The following is a 24,657-nucleotide window of genomic DNA, read 5'->3' on the forward strand; positions in this document are numbered from 1 at the left end:
CCTACACTTTCTCACGGGCGTTTTTACCAAAGATACCCGATGGTCTGAAGATTAAGATTAAAATTAAAATAACGAATGCCGCTGCATCACGCCATAACGAGAAGCCAAGTGCACTTACTAAGGACTCTACAACACCTAGTAACATACCACCAACCATAGCGCCTGGGATGATACCAATACCACCAAGAACAGCTGCGATAAATGCTTTAACCCCAGGAATAACACCCATTAACGGGTCAATTTTTGTATAATAAACCCCAAAGATAACACCTGCTGCGCCAGCTAAAGCTGAACCAATCGCAAACGTTGCAGAGATTGTATTGTCAACGTTAATACCCATTAAGCGAGCTGCATCTGCATCGTGGGAAACAGCACGCATCGCTTTACCGATTTTCGTTTTATGTACGATGAATTGTAAAAGAATCATCAGTACAACTGCGACTGATAAAATTAAGATGGAAGTACTACTGATTTGAACGCCAAAAATATCGAATGATTTATTTTTGAAAACTTCAGGATATGCTGCTGGTTGAGCACCTCTGAAGAAAATCGTTGTATATTCAATTAATAGCGATACACCTATCGCTGTAATTAAAGCTGCAATACGTGTCGCATTTCGTAAACGTTTATAGGCAATACGTTCAATTAATACACCAAAAATTGCACAAACTAACATCGCCAATAATAATGCTGGGAAGAAACCAAGCTCCCATTTAGCAATAGCGTAAAAGCCAATAAATGACCCAATCATGAAGACATCACCATGAGCAAAGTTAATCAGCTTGATAATACCGTATACCATCGTATACCCTAACGCTATTAACGCGTAGATACTTCCAAGTGAAATACCGTTCACAAGTTGCTGTATCCATTCCATGCGCATTCACTCCTTTAAATTTTCTGAAAATTGAAAAATAAGTACATAGATCGATACTAAAAGTTATGTTTTGCTCTACGATTCTAGTTATCTAACACACAAAAAAGGAAGGCGTGTTTACCCGCCTCCCCCTTGCTTACAAAACATTAAGGATTAACTTTAGAGTTGAACACTTGTTTACCGTCTTTAAATTCAAGAACTGTTGCTGTTTTAATTGGGTTATGATTTTCGTCAACTGAGAAAGTACCTGTTACTAAAGAAAGATCTTTTGTTGCAGCTAATTCATTTTTAATTGCTTCCCCATCTGTAGAGCCTGCACGTTTAATTGCATCAGCAATGTAGTAAATTGTGTCATAACCAAGTGCGTTGAATGCATCAGGCGCTTTGTCACCATTTGCCGCTTTAAATGCCTTTACGAAATCTTGAATTTTTTGATCTGGGTCTTCAGCAGAATAGTGGTTTGTGATGAATGTGTTATTCAATGCATCCGCGCCAGCTAATTCAATTAAAGTTGGAGAATCCCAACCATCAGCACCCATCAGAGGTACATCAATGCCCATTTCGCGTGCTTGTTTAACAATCAAACCTACTTCTTCATAATATCCAGGGATAAAGATAAAGTCTGGATTTGCCGCTTTAATATTTGTTAATTGTGTACGGAAATCTGTATCCTTCGCTACATAAGCTTCTTCTTTTACAACTTTTCCGCCACTCTTCGTAATCGTTTCTTTAAAGGATTTTGCTAAGCCTTTTGCATAGTCTGATGCATTATCTGCAAAAATAGCTACATTTTTCGCATCTAGCTCACCTGAAGCAAAATTAGCTGCTACAATCCCCTGGAATGGGTCAATAAAGCATGTACGGAAAGCATATTCATTAACACTGCCATCCTCGTTTACCGTGATATTCGGTGCTGTACCAGAACCCGTAACAATAGGAATTTTATTATCATTTGCAATTTGAACAGTTGCTACTGTATTACCTGAAGTTGCAGGTGCTAGCATTGCTACTACTTTATCCTGCGTTGCTAGTTTAATAGCAGCTGAAGTTGCTTCAGAGTTCTCTGATTTATTATCTACTTTAATCAGTTCAATTTTCTTACCATCAATACCGCCAGCATCATTAATTTCTTTTACAGCCAGTTCTGCACCTAGCCCAATAGAGGAACCATAAGATGCTACATTCCCTGAAAGCTCTAAGTTGGCACCGATTTTAATTGTATCGCCATCAGATGAACCTCCGCCTGATGATGAGCCTCCGCCAGAACTTGAATCGTCTCCGTTACCGCAACCAGCAAGAACACCAGCAAGTAATGAAGATGCTACTAAAAGTGAACCGAACTTCTTAAGCTTTTTGCTCTCTCTCATAATTAAATTCCCCCTGAAAATTTCTCAAATATTAGATATTTCTGATAATTATAAACAATTAAATTCATTTACTCAATAGCCAAAATAATTATTTATAACTATCTAAAAACAAAAGAAAATATTATTCATATAAGCCTTTTTCATTGTAAAACATTCTTTATATTTAGTCTAGAGTGATTTTTCAGTATAATTAGTTATTTGTGAATTATCTTTTAATTCAAACTATATACTAGTACAAAACTATCAGATGAAATTGTTTTTTCAACATAAAGTCTGCATAATTTATAGAACCTCTTCCTCTATTACAATTATTTCCCTGAAAATAATCAAAAGAATACGAATAACTAATTGCTTATATCTGTACTGCTAACAGGAAAAAGCTTAGAGTGGGTTTCCCCTTACTCTAAGCTTTTTTTAATTCAAAGACACAAAGGCGCTCATTAATATTTGTTTCATTTTCTAACTGCACTTCATGAAGCAACTCAAATGGTGTTCCATGATGTAAAAATTGTAAATAATCGTAAGGCGGATAATATAAAATTATATGAATATCTCTCATTCGTTGCTCATAGGATTTCCAAATATTATGAATGACCGCGCGAAAAATATGGATGGAAAAGGGATTAAAAAAGAAAAACACATTATCACGGGACTTTATTTCATATGATTCGGCTATTGTATGAATAAACTTAATAGGGGCATGTGCTCTCATTTTTTGAAGATAACTACGTTTATTTTCTTCAGCCTCCGTATAAAACCCTGCATCCATTTCTATCCCAATGGTTGGTATATGGAACTTATGATGCACATAAATAGGAACTCGCCCTTTTCCGCACCCCATATCAATAAATACTGGATTGTCAGGCATCTGATACGCAGCGAATAATTGCTCCAATCCACTGTAGGGTGTAGGCTCATAACGATGATAGTGTGCAAGCTTAGGAAAGCCATATTGCTCTCCCACTGTGTTTATATGCAAATGTTTATCAAATTGCTGTTCATTCATATGAAAGGACTCCTCAGAAAAGAATGATTTATTTTAACACGATAAAAAGCAAAAACCATACCCAAAGATATTGGATATGGTTATTTTCTAACGACCTCTACGTTTAAATTTAACAACAAAGAGAAGTGCAAGAAGGAGTAGCACTAGGCATGTAATGGCTGTAAACATTGTATTTTTATCAATAACAGGCTCGAGATTCGCAGCTTCACTATTCGCCCCAGGCATTCCCATTGGGGCTCCATTTCCATCAGGAGGTTGCATTTGTTCTCCATTTTGTCCATTTCTCGGACCCTCGCCCTCTCTATTAAAAGGTGGGCTCTTTGATGGATCAAAGTCCTCTGGTAGCTGACTTGGATCAAAATCATCTGGCATCCAATCCATTTCACCATTTTCACTTGGTATTGGCATACCCATATTGCCCTGAGAAGACGTAGATGCTTCCACAACAAGCTCCCCAGACAGTTGCTTTAATATAGATTCTGAGCGCTGATTGGCAAATTCCGGCAAGCTATTTTCACCTTCAACTGCTTCTAAAAACTGCTCCGTAGTAGAGAATTTGGTTGGATCCGCCTCCACATAAGTAGTTAATAAGACAGCTAACTTTTTAGTAATGGATTGCACATACTCTTCTGTTAAATAAGTTGTCGCTAGTTCTTCTAAATAACCTTCATATTTGTCACGATATTCATCATTCGAAAGCAATGCCTTCAAGAGTGGCCGCTCCTCTAATGTTGTGCCAGAAACAGGCGTTGTCACACTAAAATTAATAGCACTATCATTTAATAGATTGCCCGACATGCCCATTCCCATGTCAACGCCGCCACCTCGTTGTTGCTGCATACCCCTATCACCAGTTTGATCGGGTTGTTCATTGTTTTGTGCCACTGGTTTTTCCATATTAGTAGTAGCGTCAGCTTGATTGTCACCGTTTCCTCCTGCTATTCTACCGCCTCCAGCCCCAAAGCCACCAAAGGACATGTTGTAATCCCAAGGAATAATAGAAAACACACCGTTCTGTTCATATAAATAATAGTTATGTTTCATATTCCCTTGATAACTATCTAAATTCACAAGTGCTGTGTTGACGGCAAAATAACGTAACATTTCATCCACATCGATATACTTTTCTATGTCTCCACCATTATTAATTGCGTCTAGCATTTCAACTAATTTGGATTGATTAATAGTACCTTCATTTGTTTTTAATCCGATACCTGTATAGTCTTCGATATCGTCGCTTATATATTTTAAATCGCTGCCTGTCCCATCTGGCTTAAATAAAAAACCATCATTAGAGCCGTAATTATTAGCCAGGAATGTCTCATCCACAGCTTCTACCCCTAAGAACAAACCCCGCTCCTCACCATTCACTGTGACATACATATAGGAGTGTGCTGGTGTTGGTAAACCCATTTGCTCCATCAGTTCATAGGAGATATACTCTCTCATTAATGTAGCGTCACTATAATTATTATTTAAATTTAATTTTTTTAAGCCATACAAGCTTTGTGTATCATCATAATAATCAAAATCGATTTTTAAGCTATAGCGATCTGAGTCACTATTGACAACCGATCGTAATGATAGATTGCCCTTTGTACGAATAGCAACATTCTCAATTTTCTTGCCGTTTACTGTAATATCTGCTTGTTTTAATTCTTCAGCAGAAGCATTTTCGAGCATGTCAGCCCAATCTTCCTCAGCAATTTCAATATCAACTCTTGTTACTTTATTTTTATTAAATACTATATTCTCATAGGAGAACTCAGAATTTTTCGTTTCAATGCCTACATTCGGAAGTACAGCATATATCACGACAAAGAGAAGGAGTAAAATCACCATGCATAGATAGACAATTCGTGTTTTAATCATAGCCGTCACCTCTCATCGTAGTTCTATTTGTTAATGAGGTCATTACGCTGTGAAATTCCCATCATAGCTCAGCATAATAGCTGATTTTACACCAGCTACCTTTGTTAGTTCATCCATCAATTTTGCATCATTTTGTTTTACACGAATTTCATAAGTTGTTTCGATTTCATTCTGTTGCATAATGGATTTCGATTTGAGAGCGAATTTTTTCGTTTGCGCAGCAATAATTCGCTCAATTTCAGCATTAGCCAATTCCTCTTCAAACTTTACAATCAGTAAATACGGATTTTCTACCGTTATTTTATTAACGAATATTAGCAATACAAGTCCGATTAAAACAGCACCAATAATCACTAATGGAATAAAGCCAGCACCACATAAAATACCTGAAACAATTGCCCAGAAAATATAGACTAAATCCATGGGATCCTTAATAGGTGTACGGAAACGTACAATAGATAAGGCACCAACCATACCAAGTGACAGCAGAACATTTGAACTGATTCCCATAATCACTAGTGCTGTTGCCATTGTCATTATAAGCAGTGAGATATTGAAGGAATGTGAGTAAATGACTCCATTAAAGGTCTTCTTATAAACAGCATAAATGAAAAGCCCAATAAAAAACGCGACTACTAAACCAATAATTGAATCGATTAATGAAAACGAGGTTGTTTTTTCTAAAAAGTTAGATTTAAAAATATCACTAAATTTAATTGTATCCATTGTTCATTCTCCTTTATTATTAGCCATACATACGACTAAGTTGATATTTTGAATAGGCCTCCGCACGAGTATCCACTGACTGTAGTAAATATTTGATGATGTCTGGTAGATATTCATCGTACTTTACCTCTAAAATTACAAGATTAGGCTCCAGCACATCGACCATAGGCAAGTTTTGATTAAACATATCCGTGTTGCGTAGACTCGATTGCACCTTACTATCAAATGTCACACGCACATTGCCAAACGGATAGATATAGGCTTCTCGCTCGTAATCCACTACCGTAGTAGGTCGCAACTGGTTGTAATTCATCTCATGATATAAATCTCGAATTAGCGCTCGGTCATCATTCTCCATCCATGCTATCTCGCCAATACGTAGTTTTTCATACTCAGCTTGAGATATTGAACATTTTGTTTTAAAGGTCACATTGTTACGCTTACTCTTCCGCTCAAGATTTATAACATCACTAGACTTGCCGTATATGCGTACTCGATATTTATCTCGATTAATAAAGCCTTCTTTTTTCTCATTTAACACTTTATTAGCAAAATTATCGAAGTACGTACTACGAATCAAATATTTACCGTCTAACCCAGCATGATGATCTCGCTGCATAACATGCTGAAGCCTGACTTTTAATAATGCATAATCTGGATAGGAGATCGCTTGTTTTATTTCTTGGCGACCATTTGGATTAAATGAAGTAACTATTGGCATTTCATCACTCTCCCTACTTGTATTAGTGTCAGACTGACGAACCTTTAATGCTGCTCGTCCCTTTGTTCATTTCCCGTCTCCATCGTTTACTATAAAGGGCTTTTGTGTCAGGCAGATGTCAGCTTTACAAATTCTTCAACTCTCTTTTACAAAACAAAGCAGATTTCTGGGAGACGGATTAAACCAACACTAAGAAGGCTACTACGCTCTTATAGCGTAGTAGCCTTTTGCAATACTAATTCAAAATGTGTTCCAGAGGGATTGCTTTCAATTAATCGCAAATCGCCCCCAAGAGATTGGGCCATCATTTTACTAAGTGGTAATCCTAAACCCAAGCCGCGAACAGTATATTTTTTATTTTCCCCTCTATAAAAGCGCTCAAAAATAAATGACTGATCCTCTAGAGGGATTCCTTGTCCTGTGTCCTTCACCATCACTGACAGAGCCTCGCCATGTTCTATCAACCTCAAGGTTATTGTTCCTTTGTCCATCGCCTGTTTAGCATTGGTTAATAGGTTTGTAATGATCTGTTGGATACGAACAATATCTATCTGTACAAGCACAGGTTTTTCTAACAAATGTAAACGGACTTTTACATGTTCATCTTCCTGCATGACTTCCCACTGTGCCACCGCCTCTCGTAGTAGCTGATTAACATCTACTGACTCTATCTGCACAGGAATAGCATCGACAGCAAAATGGTTAAAGGCAAGTAAGTCACCAACCATTGTTTTCATTTTTGTCGTTTCGACCATAGCCATTTCAATGAATTCTATAGCATCCTGTCCCGTTACAACACCATCTTTTACAGCCTGTAATAAACCACTTATAGAGGTGACAGGTGTTTTCAATTCATGGGTGACACCTGCTAGTAATTCCGTTCGAGTTTTCTCCAGCTGTTCTAATTTATTTGCCATATTTTTGAAGGAGGAAACAAGCTCATAGATCTCCTTTTCCTTACTATATTGAGGCAAATCAATTGCATAATTGCCTTCCTGTACATGCTTGGCAGCCTCAGCTACTTGTTTAATGGGATGGGCCAAACGCTTTGACAGAAAGTAAATAGCGATCCAGCCTAATAATGCTAGTGCTCCAATTAATATGGCAAGCTGTCCATATGCTTGGTTAACTCTTGTTAAATTCTCCTTCTTCTCCATCACCAGGGCCCAGCCCAATAACTCATGATTATTTTCTATCTTTCTTTTCACTATATATTCAGGTTCAAGTCCATCCTTTATTTCCTTAGTACCTTCTTTTCCATCTAACATTTCAGCTACATTTTTAGCACTACCAGGGGGTACAGGACGGTTGCTAGTCAGTATATTTCCCTCTGTATCTACAACATACAAAATCGGATCGATCTCTTTCATATTAAAACGCTGACGATCCCCTATGAAACCTGGAATACCATTTATAGGTCCATTATTAGGATTTGTTGTATCCGTTAAACGATAGACCGTCTCGTCTGCTAAAAACTCCATTAATTCTAATCGATTTTCAAATGTTGTATGTCGAATCCACGCTGCTGAGATTAAAGATATAATAGCTAAGCCTATAAAAAGTGTCAGTAAATATCGGCTCGTCCAATATTGAAGTAAGGATATTCGCTTATTTTTTTTGAACACTTAGCTGATACCCCAATCCACGTAGTGTCTTTATTTCTCCTTCCGCTTCATCCCATTCTTTTAAAGCCTTCCTAAGCCTCTTTATAGCTAAATCTACAGCACGATCACTACCCTCATACTCCCATCCCCAAACTTGATCTATAAGCTGATCCCGGGTAAACGTTTGATTGGGGTGGTCAGCTAAAAACATGAGCACTGATAAATCTCTTGGCGTTAATACAATCTCTTCTCCACCCAAAAGCACTTTATGCGCTTTACAATCAATCACTAGAGACCCATACTGCTTACTAGTAGCTGAATCAGAACTACCTACAGCACGTCTTAAAACAGCCCTCACTCTTGCAACAACTTCATCTGCGATAAAAGGCTTGGCAATATAATCATCTGCCCCATGATCAAACCCCTCTAGACGGTAATTAACCTCACCTAATGCTGTTAACATGATAACTGGGCAAGTACTTCGTTCTCTTATTTCTTTTAAAATGGACCAACCATTTTTTTCTGGTAACATAATATCTAGCAACACTAGATCTGGCTGTGTTTCACGAAACATGACCAAGGCTTGACCACCATTGAAACATTGTGTCACACTATAACCCACTTTTTGTAAATACACCTTTAAAACCTGGCTTATTGGATATTCGTCTTCTATTACTAGAATGTTTGCCAAAGTCAATCACCTCGCTACTAGTTCACTCTTATATTCATTATAGCACTGGATTATGTCAGTTAAATGTCAGCCTATCCATTACCCATAAACTACTAGCACAGATTATATAGAGGACATCTATTGACAATGTCTTCCTCAGCCACTTATCATTGAGTGCGAATGATAATCAATGATAATTCATTCAACAACCTAGTAAATGAAATTAAGGGGGGTAAAAGCATGATTATTGTAACGAATCGTATTCAAGTAAAACCCGGTTTTGCTGCGAGAATGGCACCAAATTTTACAAAGCCAGGGCCTCTGCAACAGTTTGAAGGCTTTCATAAAGTAGAGGTATTAATTTCAACTGATGATCCTACTTATGATGAAATGAGTGTTAATATGTATTGGGAATCTAAGGAGCATTTCCAAGCATGGCGTAATAGCGATGCATTCGCTGCAGCCCATCAACGCCCAAATTCGGGCTCTGAGGGAGAAAAGGCTGACAGTCCAATTATCGGCAGCAAAATAGTGGTGGCGGAATTAGCTTCTTCTATTGAAGCCTTAAATTAATAAACGACGATTAAATTACTTATACATTATCTTCTGATTCTATCTAAAAAGCCCTGCATGTTGAACGATCATGCAGGGTCTTTTTTTTTGATATAAGAAACATTGATTAAATCAATATAAAAGAATGACTAGTATATAGCCCAACACGGATAGACAGACCGAGCCAATTAAACCTGCAATAAATGCCTTTACACCTAGCTCCTTAAATGTTTTCATCTCAACATTTAGCCCTAGACCAGCCATTGCCATCGCAATTAAGATATAAGCAATATTTACAAATGCTTGCGATACATTTGTCGGTATAATCCCTAAAGAGTTGATAGCACTCATCGCTAAAAATCCTAAAATAAACCACGGTATGATGGATAAAGAAAATGCCTTTTTCTCTTCACTTTTGTCCATTCTTCGATAGAAAATACCAATAACAATTGCTACAGGTACAAGTAGGGCCACTCGTGTTAATTTCACGATGACGGCTATATCAATTGCTTCATTTCCACCAGCAGATGCAGCTGCAATTACATGCGCAATTTCATGTAATGTCCCCCCTGCGAAAATACCATACGCAGTAGGTGTTAAATCGATGATGGAATAAAGTACCGTATAAATAAGTGTAAAAATAGTCCCCAATAACGCAACTATCGCTGCCCCTACCGCCGTTTCCTTTTCATTTGCTTTAATTTGAGGTGCAATTGCCACTACTGCAGCAGCTCCGCAAATGGCAGTCCCGCAAGCCGTTAATATCCCTAGCTTTTGATCGACTTTAAATATTTTTGTTAGGCCGTACACAACCATTAAGGCAAATAGCAAATTAATGACTGCAATTAAAAAAACGTTAGCACCCGCATGATAAATATCTGCCAAATTTAAGCGCATACCCAATAAAATAATACCAAAGCGTAATAGCTTCTTGCTGGAAAATGAAATACCTACTTGCCAAGAATCTTGTACTTTAAATGTTGCTCGCCAGGTCATCCCTAATATAATGGCAATAACCAACTGTCCCAATATTGAAAAGAAAGGAAATGTGGCAATATATTTCGCTACTAAAGCAATAAGAAGCGTTAACAATATCCCCTTCAAGAAATTTGGATTAAGAGTAGATTTTAATTTATGCTGTCTATTAACCATGATGTTCACTTCTTTCTCCCTTGTTGATTATTACTTTAATAAAGAGTGCACTATTAGTAAAATACATATATATAATTATTATTATTAATATTTCTAATAATAGGGGTGAAGATATGCAATTGGATGCTTTAAAAACGTTTATCACACTGGTTGAGGTCAATAATTTTACAAAGACCTCTGAAATACTTCATATTTCACAACCAAGTGTTAGCTTACACATTAAGAATCTAGAGCAAGAATTACAAACAACCTTATTTATTCGCTCCCCAAAATCGGTGCAAATTACACCAACTGGTGAAATTCTTTATAAACGAGCAAAGCAAATCACGGCGATAGCTGAAGCTGCAAAAGAAGATATCGCTGCCTATCATCAAGAGGTACAAGGTACGCTAGTCATTGGGGCAAGCTTTACAATTGGCGAATATATATTACCTCCCATTATTGCAAGCTTACAGCAACAATTCCCACAACTTGAACTTCAAATTATTATTGGCAATACAAAAGAAATCATTCAATATACAAAATTACTGCAAGTCGATATAGGTCTAATTGAAGGACAGGCTCATGATAATGAACTAGTCATTAAGCCATTTATGCAAGATGAGTTATTTATTGTTAGCGACAGTAAACATCCTCTTACAAAGCAACAACCTCTGACTGCTGATAAACTCCAGCAGCAAAGCTGGGTTGCGCGTGAAGAAGGCTCTGGAACACGTTATTATCTGGATCATTTATTCAGAGCAAATGGTTTACAGATTCATTCGCTTTTGACTATTAGCAGTAATCAGGGCGTGAAGGAGAGTGTAATGCAGGGACTTGGTCTTTCTTTATTGTCTGCCTGTGTGATAGAACGTGAATTAAAAAATGGAGATATGACTATTCTGCGCCTTGAAGGACAGCACTTTATGCGAACATTTTCTTATCTTTGCTCACCTACCATGAAAAATAAGCGCAATGTCGACATACTGATTGATATCTTAATAAAAAAAGCATAGCGATTTTTTTCTCGTCGCTAAGCTCTTTTTATGGTTCTTCTCGTATTAAAATGTTTACTTTCAATGATTTCAACAAATTTCATTGCTGCTCTAGAAAGGGGTACTGACTTCAAATAACACATACCAATACTTCTCGTAGGAATACTTTCCCTTAAAGTTAATTCATAAAGAAGTCCACGTTGAAGATAGTCCTTTGAAAATTCCTTTGTTACACATGCAATGCCAAGGTTACTACGCGCAAATTCGAGTACCAAATCATGTGAGCCTAGCTCAAACTCTGGCTCTATGTGAACGCCTCTTGCAAAAAGATAATCTTCCACATACTTCCTTGAATTCGATTTTTTCTCTAGAAAGATAAGTGGAAATTTTAAAAGGTCCTCATAGCTTAAACTTTTAGATGAAAGTGTTTTATATTTTTCCCCACAGACAAAAATATCCTGAATATCTGTACATACCGTTAACTGTAATGTTGAATCTTCAATTGGAAAATTACAAAACCCTATATCTACTTCACCCGATTTAATAAAATTACAAATTTCAGAGGTTGTGCCATTTAGCATTTGCAATTTAATATTCGGATACATTGTATGGAATGCTTCTAAATAAGGCATTAAAAAGAAGCGTGAGATCGTATCACCTACACCTATTTTTAATTGCCCTGTTGTTAAATTTTTAAATTCAAGTAACTTTTCTTCACCAGCATCTAAAAGCCCTAAAGCAGAATTAGTATATTCAAAAAGTAGGCTACCCTCTGTTGTTAATGTCACACCTTTAGGCGTTCGATTAAAAAGACGTGTGCCAAGCTCATTTTCTAATTGCATCATTGCCTGACTTACAGCTGGCTGTGTCATATATAAATCTTTTGCCGCACTAGAAAAGCTATTATTTTTTGCTACAACACTAAAAACACGATATAAATCTAATTTCCCTATCATATAAGCACCTCTTATAGCTATTATATGAACTATTAATTTTACTTATATCATTAACGAGCCTTATAGTAAAATCATATGGTTTTTATATCACTTTACGCTAGATAGAATGAGGAGAGATTAAATTGGAACGTGTAATCGGTACAGTTGTAAGAGGTCTTCGTGGTCCTATTATTAATGAAGGCGATAATATTGAACAAATTGTTGTAGATACAGTGTTAAATGCTGCACATATTGAAGGATATACAATAGAGGATCGTGATATTGTGACAGTAACTGAATCTGTCGTGGCACGTGCACAAGGAAACTATGCTACGATTGATGATATTGCCATAGATGTAGCGGCTAAGTTTGGAGATGATACGGTAGGCGTTATTTTCCCCATCTTAAGTCGAAACCGCTTCGCCAATTGTTTACGAGGCATCGCTAAAGGTGTAAAAAAGGTAGTATTAATGTTAAGCTACCCATCTGATGAAGTGGGTAATCATCTTGTAGATATTGATGAGCTCGATGTAAAAGGCATTAACCCATGGACGGATACGCTCAATGAGGTTGAATTCCGCGAGCATTTTGGCTATAAAAAACACACATTTACTGGTGTAGATTATATTGAATACTATAAAGAGTTAATCGAAGCAGAAGGGGCTACGTGTGAGGTCATCTTCTCAAATAATCCAAAAACAATTTTAAATTACACAAAGAGTATCTTAACGTGTGATATTCATTCACGCTTCCGCACAAAACGTATTCTAACAGCGAACGGTGCAGAAAAAGTTTACAGCCTTGATAATATTTTAGCTGAATCAATTAATGGCTCTGGTTTCAATGCTGAGTATGGTCTACTTGGCTCGAACAAAGCAACAGAGGATAGTGTTAAATTATTCCCACATACTTGCCAACCCATTGTTGATGGAATCCAAGCAAAAATTAAAGAAGCTACAGGAAAAACAGTAGAAGTTATGATTTATGGTGACGGCGCATTCAAAGATCCTGTGGGTAAAATTTGGGAGCTTGCAGATCCTGTTGTATCCCCAGCATTCACCGCTGGATTACATGGAACACCGAACGAGGTTAAATTAAAATATTTAGCGGACAATGATTTTGCAGACCTTCGAGGCGAAGAACTAAAGGCTGCTATTTCTGAATACATCCAAAATAAAGATGAAGATTTAACAGGTCAAATGGCTGCACAAGGAACAACACCGCGTCGTTTAACAGACCTTATCGGTTCCTTATCTGACCTTACATCTGGTTCGGGTGACAAAGGAACACCAATGATTTACATTCAAGGCTACTTCGATAATTACACTAAATAAACAAACAAAAATGAACTCTCGTCCTAATGAAGAGAGTTCATTTTTTTTATGGCGAGGATAACAGGAATCGAACCCGTACTCCCATTGGAAAGGGATATGCACTCCTTGCACCTACCTCGTAATAGATGATTATTGAATGCTTGCTATAGTATTACATTGTGCTCAGTCCCTTCTCTTCTTAATTGGTTAGGATTTTAATTTATTTGGAATAATTTCTTCTTGTAGCCAATGCTCACTTGTTTGAACATGTTGCGGTCTCACAAATTTCCCTAAATTATAGCGGAAATCTTCGTAATGGAATGAGCTAGTATTTCTAATGACATACCCCTCTTGTTCCCCTTCAAAGAATGATTTTCCAGTGAATGTACGTTTTATCTGTTCTTCGTCAAAAATCCCTCGGTATAAAACGGGCACTGTTTCTATCCCTAACTCTGCTGCAATGGCCACGGTTTCATCCCAGCTCAAACAAATATTTTCTTCATTCCAAATGCTAAACAAATAGAAATAGCTTGTTAATCCTTGATAATAAATAGAATGCTTGGCATAAACATTTTCACCACATAAGCGCCAGTCCTTTGGAATCCGATACGCAAAATTCGCGTGAAATGTTTTTACCCAATGTCTAGAAGGATGGTTGGCTGAATGAATACTTCTAGCATGCATATAGTCTCTGTAAAGTGTTGTCCCTTCTCCATCTAACTTTTCAGTGACAACAACCTCCTTTCCAATAAAATGATTCACATTTCTAGCAACTTTATCATCATCGGAATAACCCCTGCTCCATGGTAAATGAAAACTTCTTGGGTATTTCATTAATTTCGTCATATTTTCACCTTCCTTTCCTAAAGTTTACTTGGCAAATTGATCTGCCTCACGGAAAAAGTAAAGCCTTGTTAATAAATCACCATCTAATAAATGATAAATTTGGCTTCCACCTCTATCTCCCCCATACTGAATTAACATATGAAATTGCACTAAATGAACAACCTTTAATACAAATTCCTTTTCAAAGCCCAACTCTAATAGAAAATGGCAAACCAGTTGAGCAGAGACATTTTCATGCCCAAAATAACCATAACGCTGTTGCAAAGGTTTATATTTTTTACAGGCTGGTTTACCGACATCATGAAACAATGCAGCTATTTGTAGAGCTAGTTTATCGCTTTCTAAATAGTACTCATTGATATACGCGTACACAAAATACGTATGCTGACACAGTAAAAATTGATGGAATGGGTTTTCTTGATCGAATTGATAAATTTCTTTGAAAAGTGGGACTGCTTGAAGTGTTTGAAAAAGCTCTTCATAGGTGGGGTGGCCTTGTATGAGTGAAACAAATTGTTGTCGAGAAAGATCATAGGGACTTGATTCATGAATAATATGCAATTCATTAAACCCTTCTCCTACTGTCGGGAACTCTAAATGCTTTCTCATTTTTTCCATCACGATTAATGGTACATGTCTTTTCCTTTGCTGGTTTCTGGCTACACAGATTGAATAAGGTGTATCAAAGTAATAACATACCTTCTGCACTGTACTTGGTATTTTACGAAGTGCAAACATCCTGCGCTCTCGTTCAATATTGGTTGCATCCACAATGACAGAAAACCCTTTTGCCACTAAGTCATTAAGACGTTCATATAATGTACGAAAGACTATACGTGATTTTTGCCTTGTTGAATCCCCAAATAACTCCTGACGTATAGCGTCGCTTGATAGGACAATTGCATTTTCATTTTTAGCTAACTGTTTCACAAATGTACTTTTCCCACTACCAGGCAACCCCACTGTAAAGATTACCTTCATTCTTTTCCCTCCCTTCAAGTTTCTTTATCGTATGGCATGCCACATTCTTTAGTGTCTCAATAGCATTTTATCCATTATTTTTAATAACAATTTATGATAATCAGTCATAATATGAAGCAATATTACATATAAAAAAGACGGCTCCACCTTTTTGTAGAGCTGTCTCTGTATATCAATATCTTATTACCTTATACATTTATTGTATCATAAATTTACAATAATTTCTAGACTATACTTCTTTCCGAAGTAGATGTATGATAAATTTCCTGCTTCAATCCGAACAGATCACCTGCATTGGATACCTTCACTATATTCAAATTTGTGGTTGGACAAACAGTTAAAAAAGCAGCACAATTACCCTCTTCTCACCATCTATTGAGGTGAGGGTTACTGTCAAAGGAAGCAAATAACTATGGAGAGGAATGTGAGTAAACGTTGGAAAATCAAAAAGAATGGCTAGAAGAAAAGCATCACCTTGAGGATTCTTTAAACATTATTGTTCATAAGATAAAAGAGTTAGAGCATAAAGAAAAAGGCTTCAAAGAAAATGCTGTTGCCTTAAAGAAATCCTTTTGGAACGATGTGAGAGTCAATCTAGATACCGCTGAGGATGTAGACGAAACCTTTTTTGCAATTAAGCAGCAGGCAGAGCTTTTATCTGACTCAGAGCTTGCACAGGAACGTGCAATTCGTAATGTAAAGGTATATGAACGTTTACAACAGTCACCCTATTTTGCTCGTATTGACTTTGTACAAGATGGTCAACAAGACCCTTTAAAAATTTATATCGGTGTAGCCACATTATTGGATAAACAGGATGAAAATATCGTCATTTTTGATTGGCGAGCGCCTATATCGAGTATGTATTATGATTACACACCTGGTGATGCATCCTACGAAACATTAGGTGAAGAAATTCATGGAGAAATGCTGTTAAAACGGCAATTTATTATTAAAAATGGTCAACTACAATCCATGTTTAATACAGGCCTTACAATTGGTGATGACCTATTGCTCGATATCCTTGCACAAAATGCAAATGAGCATATTCGTAGTATTGTTGCGACAATCCAAGCAGAGCAAAATAAAATTATTCGCCATGTAAATTCTCGCTATCTTATTGTTGAAGGCGTGGCAGGTAGTGGCAAAACAGCTGTAGCCTTACAGCGGGTAGCTTATCTACTTTATCGTTATCGTGATGAAATGACTGCCGATCAAATTCTGCTAATTACACCTAACCAACTTTTTAATCAATATGTTCATTCAGTCTTACCTGATTTGGGTGAAGATAACATGCAGCAGTTAACGTTTATAGAATATGCTGAAAAACGATTAGGTAAACAGTTTCAATTGGAATATCCTTATGAGCAGCTTGAAGATCTGTTGACAGAAAAGGATGATGATCAGTATCAAACAAAATTAAGCATCATTTCATTTAAAGCGGGCCTCACTTATAAAGATTTGATAGATCAGTATGTTCGTTACTTATCCGATAAAGGCTTGTTATTTAAAAATATCGTTTTTCGTGGTGAACGAATTATTACTGCACAGGAAATTACCGAATACTTCTATTCTTCCCCTTCTACTATATCGATACCAGATCGTCTACAATTAGTAAAAGAATGGCTTTTGCAACGACTAACGAAATTGGAAAAGGCTGAGCGTACAAAGGAGTGGGTAGAAGAAGCTACTGAGCTATTAGATAAAGAAGACTACTCCAAATCATATAGTGAGCTTTTATACGAGGGGCGCTATACTGAAAACTCTTTTGATGATTTTGATCAAGAACGCTATAAACTAGCGAGACAAATTGTCAAAAAACATTTTAAACCATTACGTAACTCCGTTAACCAGCTAAAGTTTGTCCATATGTTGGGTACATATCGACAGCTCTTTGATTTGAATAGTTCTATTAACAAGGATTTACAACACCTTATGCCAGACAATTGGGAGGACATTTGTCTACAAACACTCCCTAATTTAGCAAAGCGTTTGATTGCCTATGAGGATGCTGCACCATTTTTATATTTACAGGACAAAATTGAAGGACAACAGACCAATAGGATGATCCGTCATGTATTAATTGATGAAGCACAGGATTATTCGCCATTCCAACTTACTGTATTACAGCAGTTATTCCCAAAAGCACGTATGACCATTTTAGGCGATGGCCATCAAACGATTCATCCACATACCTTTAATAATCCTTCTCTACTCGACACTCAATTATATGGTGAGCAGGCAGAAAAAATGATATTAACAAAAAGCTATCGTTCGACAAAACAAATCATACAACTCACTTCCACAATTTTAAATGATGATAGTGAAGTAGAAGCTTTTAATCGAACTGGCCCCGAACCATCGATTACTATTGTGCCAAATGAATTGGAATTAATGGATCAAATTATTCAAAACATCAACCATTTATCTATTGAATTCGAAACAATTGCTATCATCTGTAAAACGGCAGCCGAGTGTTCTGCTGTTTACAAGCAATTAAACAATCGAGTAGATATTCAATTGATTAACCATCATACAAAGCAGTTTAAAAAGGGTATTTTATTACTTCCAGCTTATATGGCGAAAGGCATCGAATTTGATGCGGTAATCATCTATAATGCATCTGCTGCTAATTACTCAAGAGAAAGCGAACGGTACTATTTTTATACGGCGTGTACGAGAGCTATGCATGAACTGCACATTTATTCCATTAACAAATTAACGTATTTCCTTCAATAATAGGTAACAGGAGAATCTGTAAATTACAGATTCTCCTGTCTTAGTGTTAAAAAACAAAACAGTCAATTGAAGGGTAGAAATGGATTTTCGTTGCAGGCTATTGCTTTCCTGTGGGCGAGCATCAAGCCGCTTCCCCCGCTAGCGCTCCGTTTAGTGGCTCGCCTGTCTCGCTATCCATGGGGGTCAAGTAGCCTTCCACTCCAACCTACAAAAGTATTATCTTTTTAGCAAAGGTTTTCAAATAAAGTGAAGGTGTTCACTACTTGTCACTCATTACTGCTCTCCATTGAAAATAAGAGCTTATCCCCTCTATGAATACAGATAAAAAAAAGTAAAGCAACTTTGCAGAACAGAAATCAACCTCTACCCTGCAAAGTTGCTTTTTGTGCAATTGACCTCACCTTAGTTGCTGTTTTATATATAGAATGTATAGTCTTCTGGAATGACACGTTTTAAAAATTTCTTCGTTCGTTCCTCTTTTGGGCTGACGAAAATATCATGAGGGCTACCTTCCTCTACAACCACTCCTCCATCCATGAAAATTACGCGATTGGCAACATCTTTGGCAAAGCCCATTTCGTGTGTTACTACAAGCATTGTTGTACCCTCCGCCGCAATATTTTTCATGACCTGTAGAACCTCACCTACCAATTCAGGGTCAAGTGCGGACGTTGGTTCATCAAATAAAATAATATCAGGATTCAAAGCTACTGCTCGTGCAATACCAACACGTTGCTGTTGACCTCCTGACAACTGACTTGGATAGGCATTATATTTGTCTGATAAACCTACTTTATCAAGTGCCTTTTTACCAATTTCCACAGCCTGTGCTTTAGGAATTTTACGACCAATGATTAACCCTTCCGTTACATTTTCTAATGCTGTTTTATTAGTGAATAGATTATAGTTTTGAAAGACAAATGCGACACGCTGGCGAATTGCATGCACGTCTTTTTTCTTTACATGTTGAAAATCAACCTGAATATCACCAAATGTCGCATGGCCTTGATCAGCCTTCTCTAAAAAATTGATACAACGTAATAATGTTGTTTTTCCTGAACCACTGGGACCTAAAATAACAACAACGTCCCCTTTATCAATGGCTAAATCAACACCCTTCAAGATTTCATTGCCACCAAATGATTTATGAATATTTTTAATTTCTAACATGCTAATTCACCCCTTAGACATTTGCCATTTTGTATTTACTTAAATATTTCTCATAACGCTTAAACAAGTATTCAACCGTACTACATAAAATTAAGTACACAATAAAGATATCCATATAGGCCTCTACATAATTGTAGCCAACGTTTGCCGCTACTTTTGCCTTCAGTGTAATTTCAGGAAGCGACATTGCATAGCCTAGCGATGTCGCTTTAATGAGATTAACTGTAGCTGTGCAAATATTCGGCAATGCCACTACTAATGCCTGTGGAATGATGATGCGTGTATATGCTTGGAATGTTGATAAACCTACTGAGTGTGCAGCCTCTAGTTGCCCCTTTTCAATGGTACTTAATGCCGATCGAAAGACCTCAATTAAAATGGCTGTTGAGCTGAATGCAAATACAATAAACGCATACCAAATTGGATTGATTTTATAAATATCATACGCAATATGATATTTTTCAAAAATAATTTTCAACATTAAAGGTATACTGCTATAGATAATAAAAATTTGTATAATAATCGGCGTTCCTCGAACAAAAGAAACATAGATCTTCGCTAGATGATGGATAACTGGAATTTTATTGATCCTAGTTAGTGCTAATAAAAACCCCAGTGGCAAAGCTATCACCAAAGCAACAACTGTGACTAGGAGCGCGATAGGAACACCAGACAAAGCTACGAAAAATGTTTCAAGTAAAAATTGATAATTCACCTTCACGCCTCCTTAAGTTGTTTCTAGGGTCTTCTTACCCTTACCAAATATTTTTTCTAATATAGTAAATATTTTTTCTATAAAAATAGATAACACCCAATAAATAATAGCCAATGCAATATAAATTTCTAAGGCATGAGCATTGATGTTACTTGCAATAATTAGATTTGCCTTACCTACAATATCAATTAGACCAATAGTATAAGCGAGTGCACCTTCCTGTAATAAAGCAATCACGCCATTTCCAAAGTTTGGTAAAGCAACAACCAGTGCCTGCGGGAAAATAATTCGACGATAGGCTTGGAATGGTGTTAGCCCAACACTAACGGCTGCTTCAAACTGCCCTTTTGGGATGGCTAAGTAGGCAGACCGTATCACCTCTGACATGATTGCTGCGAATTGTAAGGTGAATGTTACGACAACAAATATGGCCGTTTCAATTGAATGGAGATTAAGACCAACATTTTCTGCTAATGCTGGGACGCCATAATAGACAAGAAATAACAAAACAATGGAGGGTGTACAACGCATAATCGTTGTATACAGATTGGCGAATTTAGTTAGCCACTTGACTGAAGATAGCTTAGCTGCCGCCAGCAATAAGCCGAATAGGGTACCTAAGATAATGGAGGACCCTGCAACTAAGAACGTAATTTTTAAAAATGGCAATAACACTGGGATTGCGTTCCAAATGTAGGTTGCGTCAAAATATTTATCCATTTCCTCACCAACTTTTGTTTTTATGAATAAAGACTGCTGAGCATTACTGACTCAACAGCCTTACTATTCGTTCCGATTTAAACTAACGATTTACGTTTTCCAGTACTTCAAATAAATCACGGCCATAGAATTTTGTACTTAATTCATTTGTTTTCTTTTGTTCTTTAACCTGAGCTATTGCTTTATCATAAGCGTCAGCAAATTCCTGCTCTTTTTTATTGAACAGTGGCCATGTTTTTATAACAGCAAATTCGTTATAGACAACGTCATCTTTTAGGTTATAATATGGACCATCTTCTGCAAGTACTTGTTGTTTAAATGGGCCTTCAATCATGACACCACCATCAACACGACCTTCATTTACCCACTGCACTACATCGACAGTAAAGGCGTCACCAGCCTCAAGTTTTACTTTATTATCTGGATTTGCCGTATTATATTCATCGATAATTGTATATTGAGCATTATTTGCAGCAATTGGTGCTAAAGAATAGCCCTTTTTGGCAAAATCCGCTAATGTTTTCACACCTTCATCTTCTTTACGCAAAACTAAACCTGCGCTACTTAAACCTAAGAATTCCTTCGGGAAAATAAATTTCTCTGTACGTTCCTGAGTAAAGAATGCGTTTTTAACCCCTACTTGATATTTCCCTTGCTCCACACCAATTAATAAATCATCACTTGTTGTACCTACATACTCAAATTGATAGTCAGGTAACAATTCATCTACTAATTTCATTACTTCTACATCATAACCAGTTGGATTTCCATTATCGTCAATGTAACTAATAGGCTTTGACGCTTGATCGTAGGCTACTTTTACTGTACGTACCTTTTCACCATCACCCGCATCTTTATCTGCAGACTCTCCTGAATTACAACCTGCTAATAATGCTATAGAGGCCAAACCAATTGCAGCAAATTGAAAAATCTTATTCTTCTTCATATGTCATTTCTCCTTATTTTTCACGTGATTTAATGCTTGATGTTCACATAATTTCTGCTGTTCAATAGCGGCAGTCGCTAATTTAATTATCGTCATATCATCCATCGGTGGATTATGAAGCCCTGCACGAACATTGCGGTAATAACGCTGTAATGGATTGGATAGTTGCAAGCTTTTTGCCCCCACTACACGCATCGCTTTATCGACTATATCTATTGCCATGTTTGTTATCGTGTGTTTAGCAATTGCCATTTCATTTGTTATTAGTCCACGTCTAGCAGGATCATCGTAAGCCTCAGCCACTCCGTATAAGACAAAACGAGCTTGATGGAGCTTTAATTCAATATCCCCTAAAAGCTGTTGTACGTTTGGCAACGTACAAATTGGCGCATTCAGGCTATTCGGTTGATGGTGATTAGCAAAATGAATAGCATAATCACGGGCTGCTTGTGCAATACCTAAGTAAGTTGCTGGGATATGGAGTATCCAGCCATTTATTTTGCCACCACTCGGATGACTTGGTAACTCTACTAAATGTTCAGTTGCAACAAGCACATCCTTTAATACAAGGTCGTGGCTGCTTGTGCCTCGCATTGCAGACATCTCCCAATTCTCCTCAATGGATAGACCTGCTGCATCCTTATGAATGAGGAAGAAGCCAACTTGCTGTTTTTCTTCAATCCAAGCGGAGGTAAGGAAATAATCGAGCACCGGAGACGCAGTCGTAAAAATCTTGCGCCCATTTATTAGCCAGCCTCCTTTAGTAGAAATGGCATTTGTCCCTGGCCGCCCTCCTCGCGTTGGACTACCTGTTGCCGCCTCACTAACCGCTCTATTAATCATGGCCCCTCTCTTTATTTCTTCAGCAAAAGCTATTAATAGATCATCAGTCCATAGTTTAGTTTCATAAATTTCACCGACAACACCTAATGTCCACCCAAGGGAAAGAGAGGCATTTTCGTCATAGCTTGCTAGCGTCTCTTGTACGAGGACCATATCATAGACAGATAACCCTTCTCCGCCATATTGTTTCGGTAAAGTAAGTTGAGGATAGCCAATTTGTAAAAGTAACCGATGTGCTTCGAACGGAAAACGAGATTGCTCATCTACCTCAACAGCCTCTGCCTTGATTGGCTCAGCTATAGCAGCTAGCTGATCTAGCCAATATCGTTGTCGCTCTGTTTTTACAAATAAATTCTTCAAATGAATCTCCTTCTTCCCAATATATATAAATCGTATAAATTTACTAAGGATTGATAATGAAAAAAAATCTCTTGCTACATGAATGTAGTGAGATACTATTTGGTACTGAATTTTCTGATTCGTTGACACTTATAATACTTTTCGCATTAGAAAATGTCAATGGGTGATATTCAAGTTTTTTTGTAAGTTTAATATGTATTACAAAGTTTCAACTTTTACCTTTGATTTATGCACCAAGCTTTTCTTACAACATATGCTAAGACTAATGAAAGAGGTGCATATATGACCAATAATTTAAATTCACCACTAAACGGTGGAATCATAACCCATTCTGCTCCACAAGTTATTCAAACTAAGTTTGGAGATATTAACGGGGATGGTTTTTTTGAAACCATTTTTTTAATGGGCACTAAACAGCCTGATAGTCCTTTCTGGAGAAATCTAACACTGTCTATTTTTGATGGTCAAACACGACAAATGGAGCAAATTCCATTGAAACAAAATATGGGCTATAATCCGACTATTTTCTTGGGCGATTTTACTGGTAATCATATTGAGGATATTCTGGTTGTGTCTGATACAGGAGGTAGCGGCGGAATTGTAAATGGTGAGATTTTTTCCTCCATCAACAATCAAGTTCGTTCCATCTTTGATGCAGAATCTTTTAATAATAAACTTAAATATAAGGTCAATTATGTAGATCATTATAAGGCTGTTGTTCAGAGTTTTAATCCTGCTATTAAATACACAATTGATTTACAGTATAAAGGAGCCGACTACTTAGCTGAAATTTATAATCCAGATGGCACCTTGAAGCAACCGATTGAAGGCTGGGTAGATCCTTTTGGAGGACTATATCCTGTTGATTACGACCGAGATGGAACGTATGAAATTTTAGGATATCAAGAAATTGCAGGTAGATATCATGCTGATGGATTAGGCTATGTAGAAAATATTTTAAAATGGAATGGCCATGAATTTGTAATAGATCGACAAACGGTTGGTATTTTTGGTGAAGATTTATCATAGACCACAAATCTAGCTATTAAATAAGCTAAAACAGGAATCTGCTCATTTTTACTTAACTCTAACAAAAAACAAGCAGATTCCGTTATTTACTTTTTCTTTTCAACCAAGGCAAAGTAGTTATTTTCAGGGTCAGCAAAATTAAAAACCCTACCCATTGGCATCATGACTAGATCTCCTACTTTAACGCCCTTTGCCTGAAAATCTTGATACATCTCTTCAATTTTATCAGCGTAAAACATAATAGAAGGTGTTCCTAAATTTAGATCAGGTTGCATTTTAGCAATAATTTCTTTGTTGTGAAGCACAAAGGATGTTTGAGCTTCCTTAGTTGGTGCAATTTCAATCCAGCGTATGCCTGCCTCTTCCTGTTCAGAAATGACAACAAACCCCACTTTTTCTGTCCAAAATTTCACAATTGCATCTTGATCATTAACATATAACATTACCTGTCCAATTTGATGAATCATGTCTTCATTCCCTCCTCTTTTGAGCATTAGTATACATCAAAAAGCGGCTTTATATAGCTTCTAATGCCATCA

23 protein-coding genes are annotated in these 24,657 nt (G+C 37.0%); 5 read left to right on the plus strand and 18 right to left on the minus strand.

The window, feature by feature from the left end; genetic code table 11:
* Position 1: 1 nt before the first annotated feature.
* The 8 genes from L6W14_RS22375 to L6W14_RS22410 form a co-directional block, all read right to left on the minus strand.
* The gene (locus tag L6W14_RS22375; RefSeq protein WP_131521795.1) at positions 2–877 is read right to left on the minus strand and encodes a branched-chain amino acid ABC transporter permease; all 876 of its coding nucleotides are present in this window, start codon (positions 875–877) and stop codon (positions 2–4) included.
* Positions 878–1,023: 146 nt separating this feature from the next.
* Positions 1,024–2,244 carry an ABC transporter substrate-binding protein gene (locus tag L6W14_RS22380; RefSeq protein ID WP_016992165.1) on the minus strand — a complete coding sequence of 407 codons (1,221 nt, stop codon included), beginning with the start codon at positions 2,242–2,244 and terminating at the stop codon, positions 1,024–1,026.
* 403 nt (positions 2,245–2,647) lie between these two features.
* The gene (locus L6W14_RS22385; RefSeq protein ID WP_237898905.1) at positions 2,648–3,250 is read right to left on the minus strand and encodes a class I SAM-dependent methyltransferase; all 603 of its coding nucleotides are present in this window, start codon (positions 3,248–3,250) and stop codon (positions 2,648–2,650) included.
* 87 nt (positions 3,251–3,337) lie between these two features.
* Positions 3,338–5,122 carry a CotH kinase family protein gene (locus L6W14_RS22390; RefSeq protein WP_237898907.1) on the minus strand — a complete coding sequence of 595 codons (1,785 nt, stop codon included), beginning with the start codon at positions 5,120–5,122 and terminating at the stop codon, positions 3,338–3,340.
* A gap of 42 nt (positions 5,123–5,164) precedes the next feature.
* Complete coding sequence (locus L6W14_RS22395) at positions 5,165–5,848, minus strand: DUF4956 domain-containing protein (protein WP_131521792.1); 684 nt, start codon at positions 5,846–5,848, stop codon at positions 5,165–5,167.
* A 19-nt stretch (positions 5,849–5,867) separates the two neighbouring features.
* A complete protein-coding gene (locus tag L6W14_RS22400) occupies positions 5,868–6,569 on the minus strand; it encodes a polyphosphate polymerase domain-containing protein (RefSeq protein WP_131521791.1) in 702 nt (233 codons plus the stop codon).
* Between the two features lie 209 nt (positions 6,570–6,778).
* The gene (locus L6W14_RS22405; protein ID WP_237898909.1) at positions 6,779–8,194 is read right to left on the minus strand and encodes a sensor histidine kinase; all 1,416 of its coding nucleotides are present in this window, start codon (positions 8,192–8,194) and stop codon (positions 6,779–6,781) included.
* Positions 8,178–8,864, minus strand: a complete 687-nt coding sequence (locus tag L6W14_RS22410; protein WP_103119010.1) for a response regulator transcription factor — start codon at positions 8,862–8,864, stop codon at positions 8,178–8,180. Before L6W14_RS22410 ends, L6W14_RS22405 begins: the two co-directional genes overlap by 17 nt.
* A 219-nt stretch (positions 8,865–9,083) precedes the next feature.
* Between L6W14_RS22410 and L6W14_RS22415 the strand changes: the two genes are divergently transcribed.
* Positions 9,084–9,416 carry a heme oxygenase gene (locus tag L6W14_RS22415; protein WP_048395499.1) on the plus strand — a complete coding sequence of 111 codons (333 nt, stop codon included), beginning with the start codon at positions 9,084–9,086 and terminating at the stop codon, positions 9,414–9,416.
* A gap of 111 nt (positions 9,417–9,527) precedes the next feature.
* Here the strand turns inward: L6W14_RS22415 and L6W14_RS22420 are convergent, their stop codons facing one another.
* Positions 9,528–10,547, minus strand: coding sequence for a YeiH family protein (locus tag L6W14_RS22420; RefSeq protein ID WP_131521789.1), 1,020 nt, complete (start codon positions 10,545–10,547; stop codon positions 9,528–9,530).
* Between the two features lie 113 nt (positions 10,548–10,660).
* Between L6W14_RS22420 and L6W14_RS22425 the strand changes: the two genes are divergently transcribed.
* Positions 10,661–11,542 (plus strand): LysR family transcriptional regulator, encoded by an 882-nt coding sequence (locus L6W14_RS22425; RefSeq protein ID WP_237898910.1) that lies wholly within the window; start codon positions 10,661–10,663, stop codon positions 11,540–11,542.
* 17 nt (positions 11,543–11,559) lie between these two features.
* Here the strand turns inward: L6W14_RS22425 and L6W14_RS22430 are convergent, their stop codons facing one another.
* Complete coding sequence (locus tag L6W14_RS22430; protein WP_048395493.1) at positions 11,560–12,477, minus strand: LysR family transcriptional regulator; 918 nt, start codon at positions 12,475–12,477, stop codon at positions 11,560–11,562.
* Between the two features lie 122 nt (positions 12,478–12,599).
* On the opposite strand from L6W14_RS22430, the gene L6W14_RS22435 reads away from it, so the two are divergent.
* Positions 12,600–13,790: a coenzyme F420-0:L-glutamate ligase gene (locus tag L6W14_RS22435; protein ID WP_054548521.1), complete on the plus strand. Its 1,191-nt coding sequence runs from the start codon at positions 12,600–12,602 to the stop codon at positions 13,788–13,790.
* Between the two features lie 186 nt (positions 13,791–13,976).
* On the opposite strand, the gene L6W14_RS22440 is transcribed toward L6W14_RS22435, so the two are convergent.
* Both L6W14_RS22440 and L6W14_RS22445 read right to left on the minus strand, forming a co-directional pair.
* Positions 13,977–14,615 carry an RNA ligase family protein gene (locus L6W14_RS22440; protein WP_237898911.1) on the minus strand — a complete coding sequence of 213 codons (639 nt, stop codon included), beginning with the start codon at positions 14,613–14,615 and terminating at the stop codon, positions 13,977–13,979.
* A gap of 24 nt (positions 14,616–14,639) precedes the next feature.
* Positions 14,640–15,596 (minus strand): AAA family ATPase, encoded by a 957-nt coding sequence (locus L6W14_RS22445; RefSeq protein WP_131521787.1) that lies wholly within the window; start codon positions 15,594–15,596, stop codon positions 14,640–14,642.
* A 435-nt stretch (positions 15,597–16,031) separates the two neighbouring features.
* Between L6W14_RS22445 and helD the strand changes: the two genes are divergently transcribed.
* Positions 16,032–18,335 (plus strand): RNA polymerase recycling motor HelD, encoded by a 2,304-nt coding sequence (helD, locus tag L6W14_RS22450; RefSeq protein ID WP_237898912.1) that lies wholly within the window; start codon positions 16,032–16,034, stop codon positions 18,333–18,335.
* Positions 18,336–18,749: 414 nt separating this feature from the next.
* Here the strand turns inward: helD and L6W14_RS22455 are convergent, their stop codons facing one another.
* The 5 genes from L6W14_RS22455 to L6W14_RS22475 all read right to left on the minus strand — a co-directional run bounded on the left by L6W14_RS22455 (position 18,750) and on the right by L6W14_RS22475 (position 23,089).
* Positions 18,750–19,505, minus strand: a complete 756-nt coding sequence (locus L6W14_RS22455; RefSeq protein WP_237898913.1) for an amino acid ABC transporter ATP-binding protein — start codon at positions 19,503–19,505, stop codon at positions 18,750–18,752.
* Between the two features lie 13 nt (positions 19,506–19,518).
* Entirely contained in the window at positions 19,519–20,220 is a 702-nt protein-coding gene (locus tag L6W14_RS22460) for an amino acid ABC transporter permease (protein WP_131521784.1), read from the minus strand.
* A gap of 12 nt (positions 20,221–20,232) precedes the next feature.
* Positions 20,233–20,940 carry an amino acid ABC transporter permease gene (locus L6W14_RS22465; protein ID WP_131521783.1) on the minus strand — a complete coding sequence of 236 codons (708 nt, stop codon included), beginning with the start codon at positions 20,938–20,940 and terminating at the stop codon, positions 20,233–20,235.
* Between the two features lie 82 nt (positions 20,941–21,022).
* Positions 21,023–21,886, minus strand: coding sequence for a transporter substrate-binding domain-containing protein (locus tag L6W14_RS22470; RefSeq protein WP_004233511.1), 864 nt, complete (start codon positions 21,884–21,886; stop codon positions 21,023–21,025).
* A 3-nt stretch (positions 21,887–21,889) separates the two neighbouring features.
* On the minus strand, positions 21,890–23,089 hold the full coding sequence (locus tag L6W14_RS22475) for an acyl-CoA dehydrogenase family protein (RefSeq protein ID WP_237898914.1): 1,200 nt from the start codon (positions 23,087–23,089) through the stop codon (positions 21,890–21,892).
* Between the two features lie 282 nt (positions 23,090–23,371).
* On the opposite strand from L6W14_RS22475, the gene L6W14_RS22480 reads away from it, so the two are divergent.
* Positions 23,372–24,118: a hypothetical protein gene (locus L6W14_RS22480; RefSeq protein WP_131521780.1), complete on the plus strand. Its 747-nt coding sequence runs from the start codon at positions 23,372–23,374 to the stop codon at positions 24,116–24,118.
* A gap of 86 nt (positions 24,119–24,204) precedes the next feature.
* On the opposite strand, the gene L6W14_RS22485 is transcribed toward L6W14_RS22480, so the two are convergent.
* Positions 24,205–24,585, minus strand: a complete 381-nt coding sequence (locus tag L6W14_RS22485; protein ID WP_131521779.1) for a VOC family protein — start codon at positions 24,583–24,585, stop codon at positions 24,205–24,207.
* Between the last annotated feature and the right edge of the window lie 72 nt (positions 24,586–24,657).

It is taken from the genome of Lysinibacillus sp. ACHW1.5, from assembly GCF_022014815.1.
Classification (GTDB): Bacteria; Bacillota; Bacilli; order Bacillales_A; family Planococcaceae; genus Lysinibacillus; species Lysinibacillus capsici.

Bases quoted from the DNA above. Each gene is read 5' to 3' on its own strand.
- L6W14_RS22420 (WP_131521789.1), bottom strand. From the start codon at position 10,547: ATGGTTAATAGACAGCATAAATTAAAATCTACTCTTAATCCAAATTTC.
- L6W14_RS22485 (WP_131521779.1), bottom strand. From the start codon at position 24,585: ATGATTCATCAAATTGGACAGGTAATGTTATATGTTAATGATCAAGAT.
- L6W14_RS22480 (WP_131521780.1), top strand. From the start codon at position 23,372: ATGACCAATAATTTAAATTCACCACTAAACGGTGGAATCATAACCCAT.
- L6W14_RS22395 (WP_131521792.1), bottom strand. From the start codon at position 5,848: ATGGATACAATTAAATTTAGTGATATTTTTAAATCTAACTTTTTAGAA.
- L6W14_RS22430 (WP_048395493.1), bottom strand. From the start codon at position 12,477: ATGATAGGGAAATTAGATTTATATCGTGTTTTTAGTGTTGTAGCAAAA.
- L6W14_RS22470 (WP_004233511.1), bottom strand. From the start codon at position 21,886: ATGAAGAAGAATAAGATTTTTCAATTTGCTGCAATTGGTTTGGCCTCT.
- L6W14_RS22380 (WP_016992165.1), bottom strand. From the start codon at position 2,244: ATGAGAGAGAGCAAAAAGCTTAAGAAGTTCGGTTCACTTTTAGTAGCA.
- L6W14_RS22425 (WP_237898910.1), top strand. From the start codon at position 10,661: ATGCAATTGGATGCTTTAAAAACGTTTATCACACTGGTTGAGGTCAAT.
- L6W14_RS22415 (WP_048395499.1), top strand. From the start codon at position 9,084: ATGATTATTGTAACGAATCGTATTCAAGTAAAACCCGGTTTTGCTGCG.
- L6W14_RS22385 (WP_237898905.1), bottom strand. From the start codon at position 3,250: ATGAATGAACAGCAATTTGATAAACATTTGCATATAAACACAGTGGGA.
- L6W14_RS22440 (WP_237898911.1), bottom strand. From the start codon at position 14,615: ATGACGAAATTAATGAAATACCCAAGAAGTTTTCATTTACCATGGAGC.
- L6W14_RS22375 (WP_131521795.1), bottom strand. From the start codon at position 877: ATGGAATGGATACAGCAACTTGTGAACGGTATTTCACTTGGAAGTATC.
- L6W14_RS22400 (WP_131521791.1), bottom strand. From the start codon at position 6,569: ATGCCAATAGTTACTTCATTTAATCCAAATGGTCGCCAAGAAATAAAA.
- L6W14_RS22445 (WP_131521787.1), bottom strand. From the start codon at position 15,596: ATGAAGGTAATCTTTACAGTGGGGTTGCCTGGTAGTGGGAAAAGTACA.
- L6W14_RS22455 (WP_237898913.1), bottom strand. From the start codon at position 19,505: ATGTTAGAAATTAAAAATATTCATAAATCATTTGGTGGCAATGAAATC.
- L6W14_RS22465 (WP_131521783.1), bottom strand. From the start codon at position 20,940: ATGGATAAATATTTTGACGCAACCTACATTTGGAACGCAATCCCAGTG.
- L6W14_RS22390 (WP_237898907.1), bottom strand. From the start codon at position 5,122: ATGATTAAAACACGAATTGTCTATCTATGCATGGTGATTTTACTCCTT.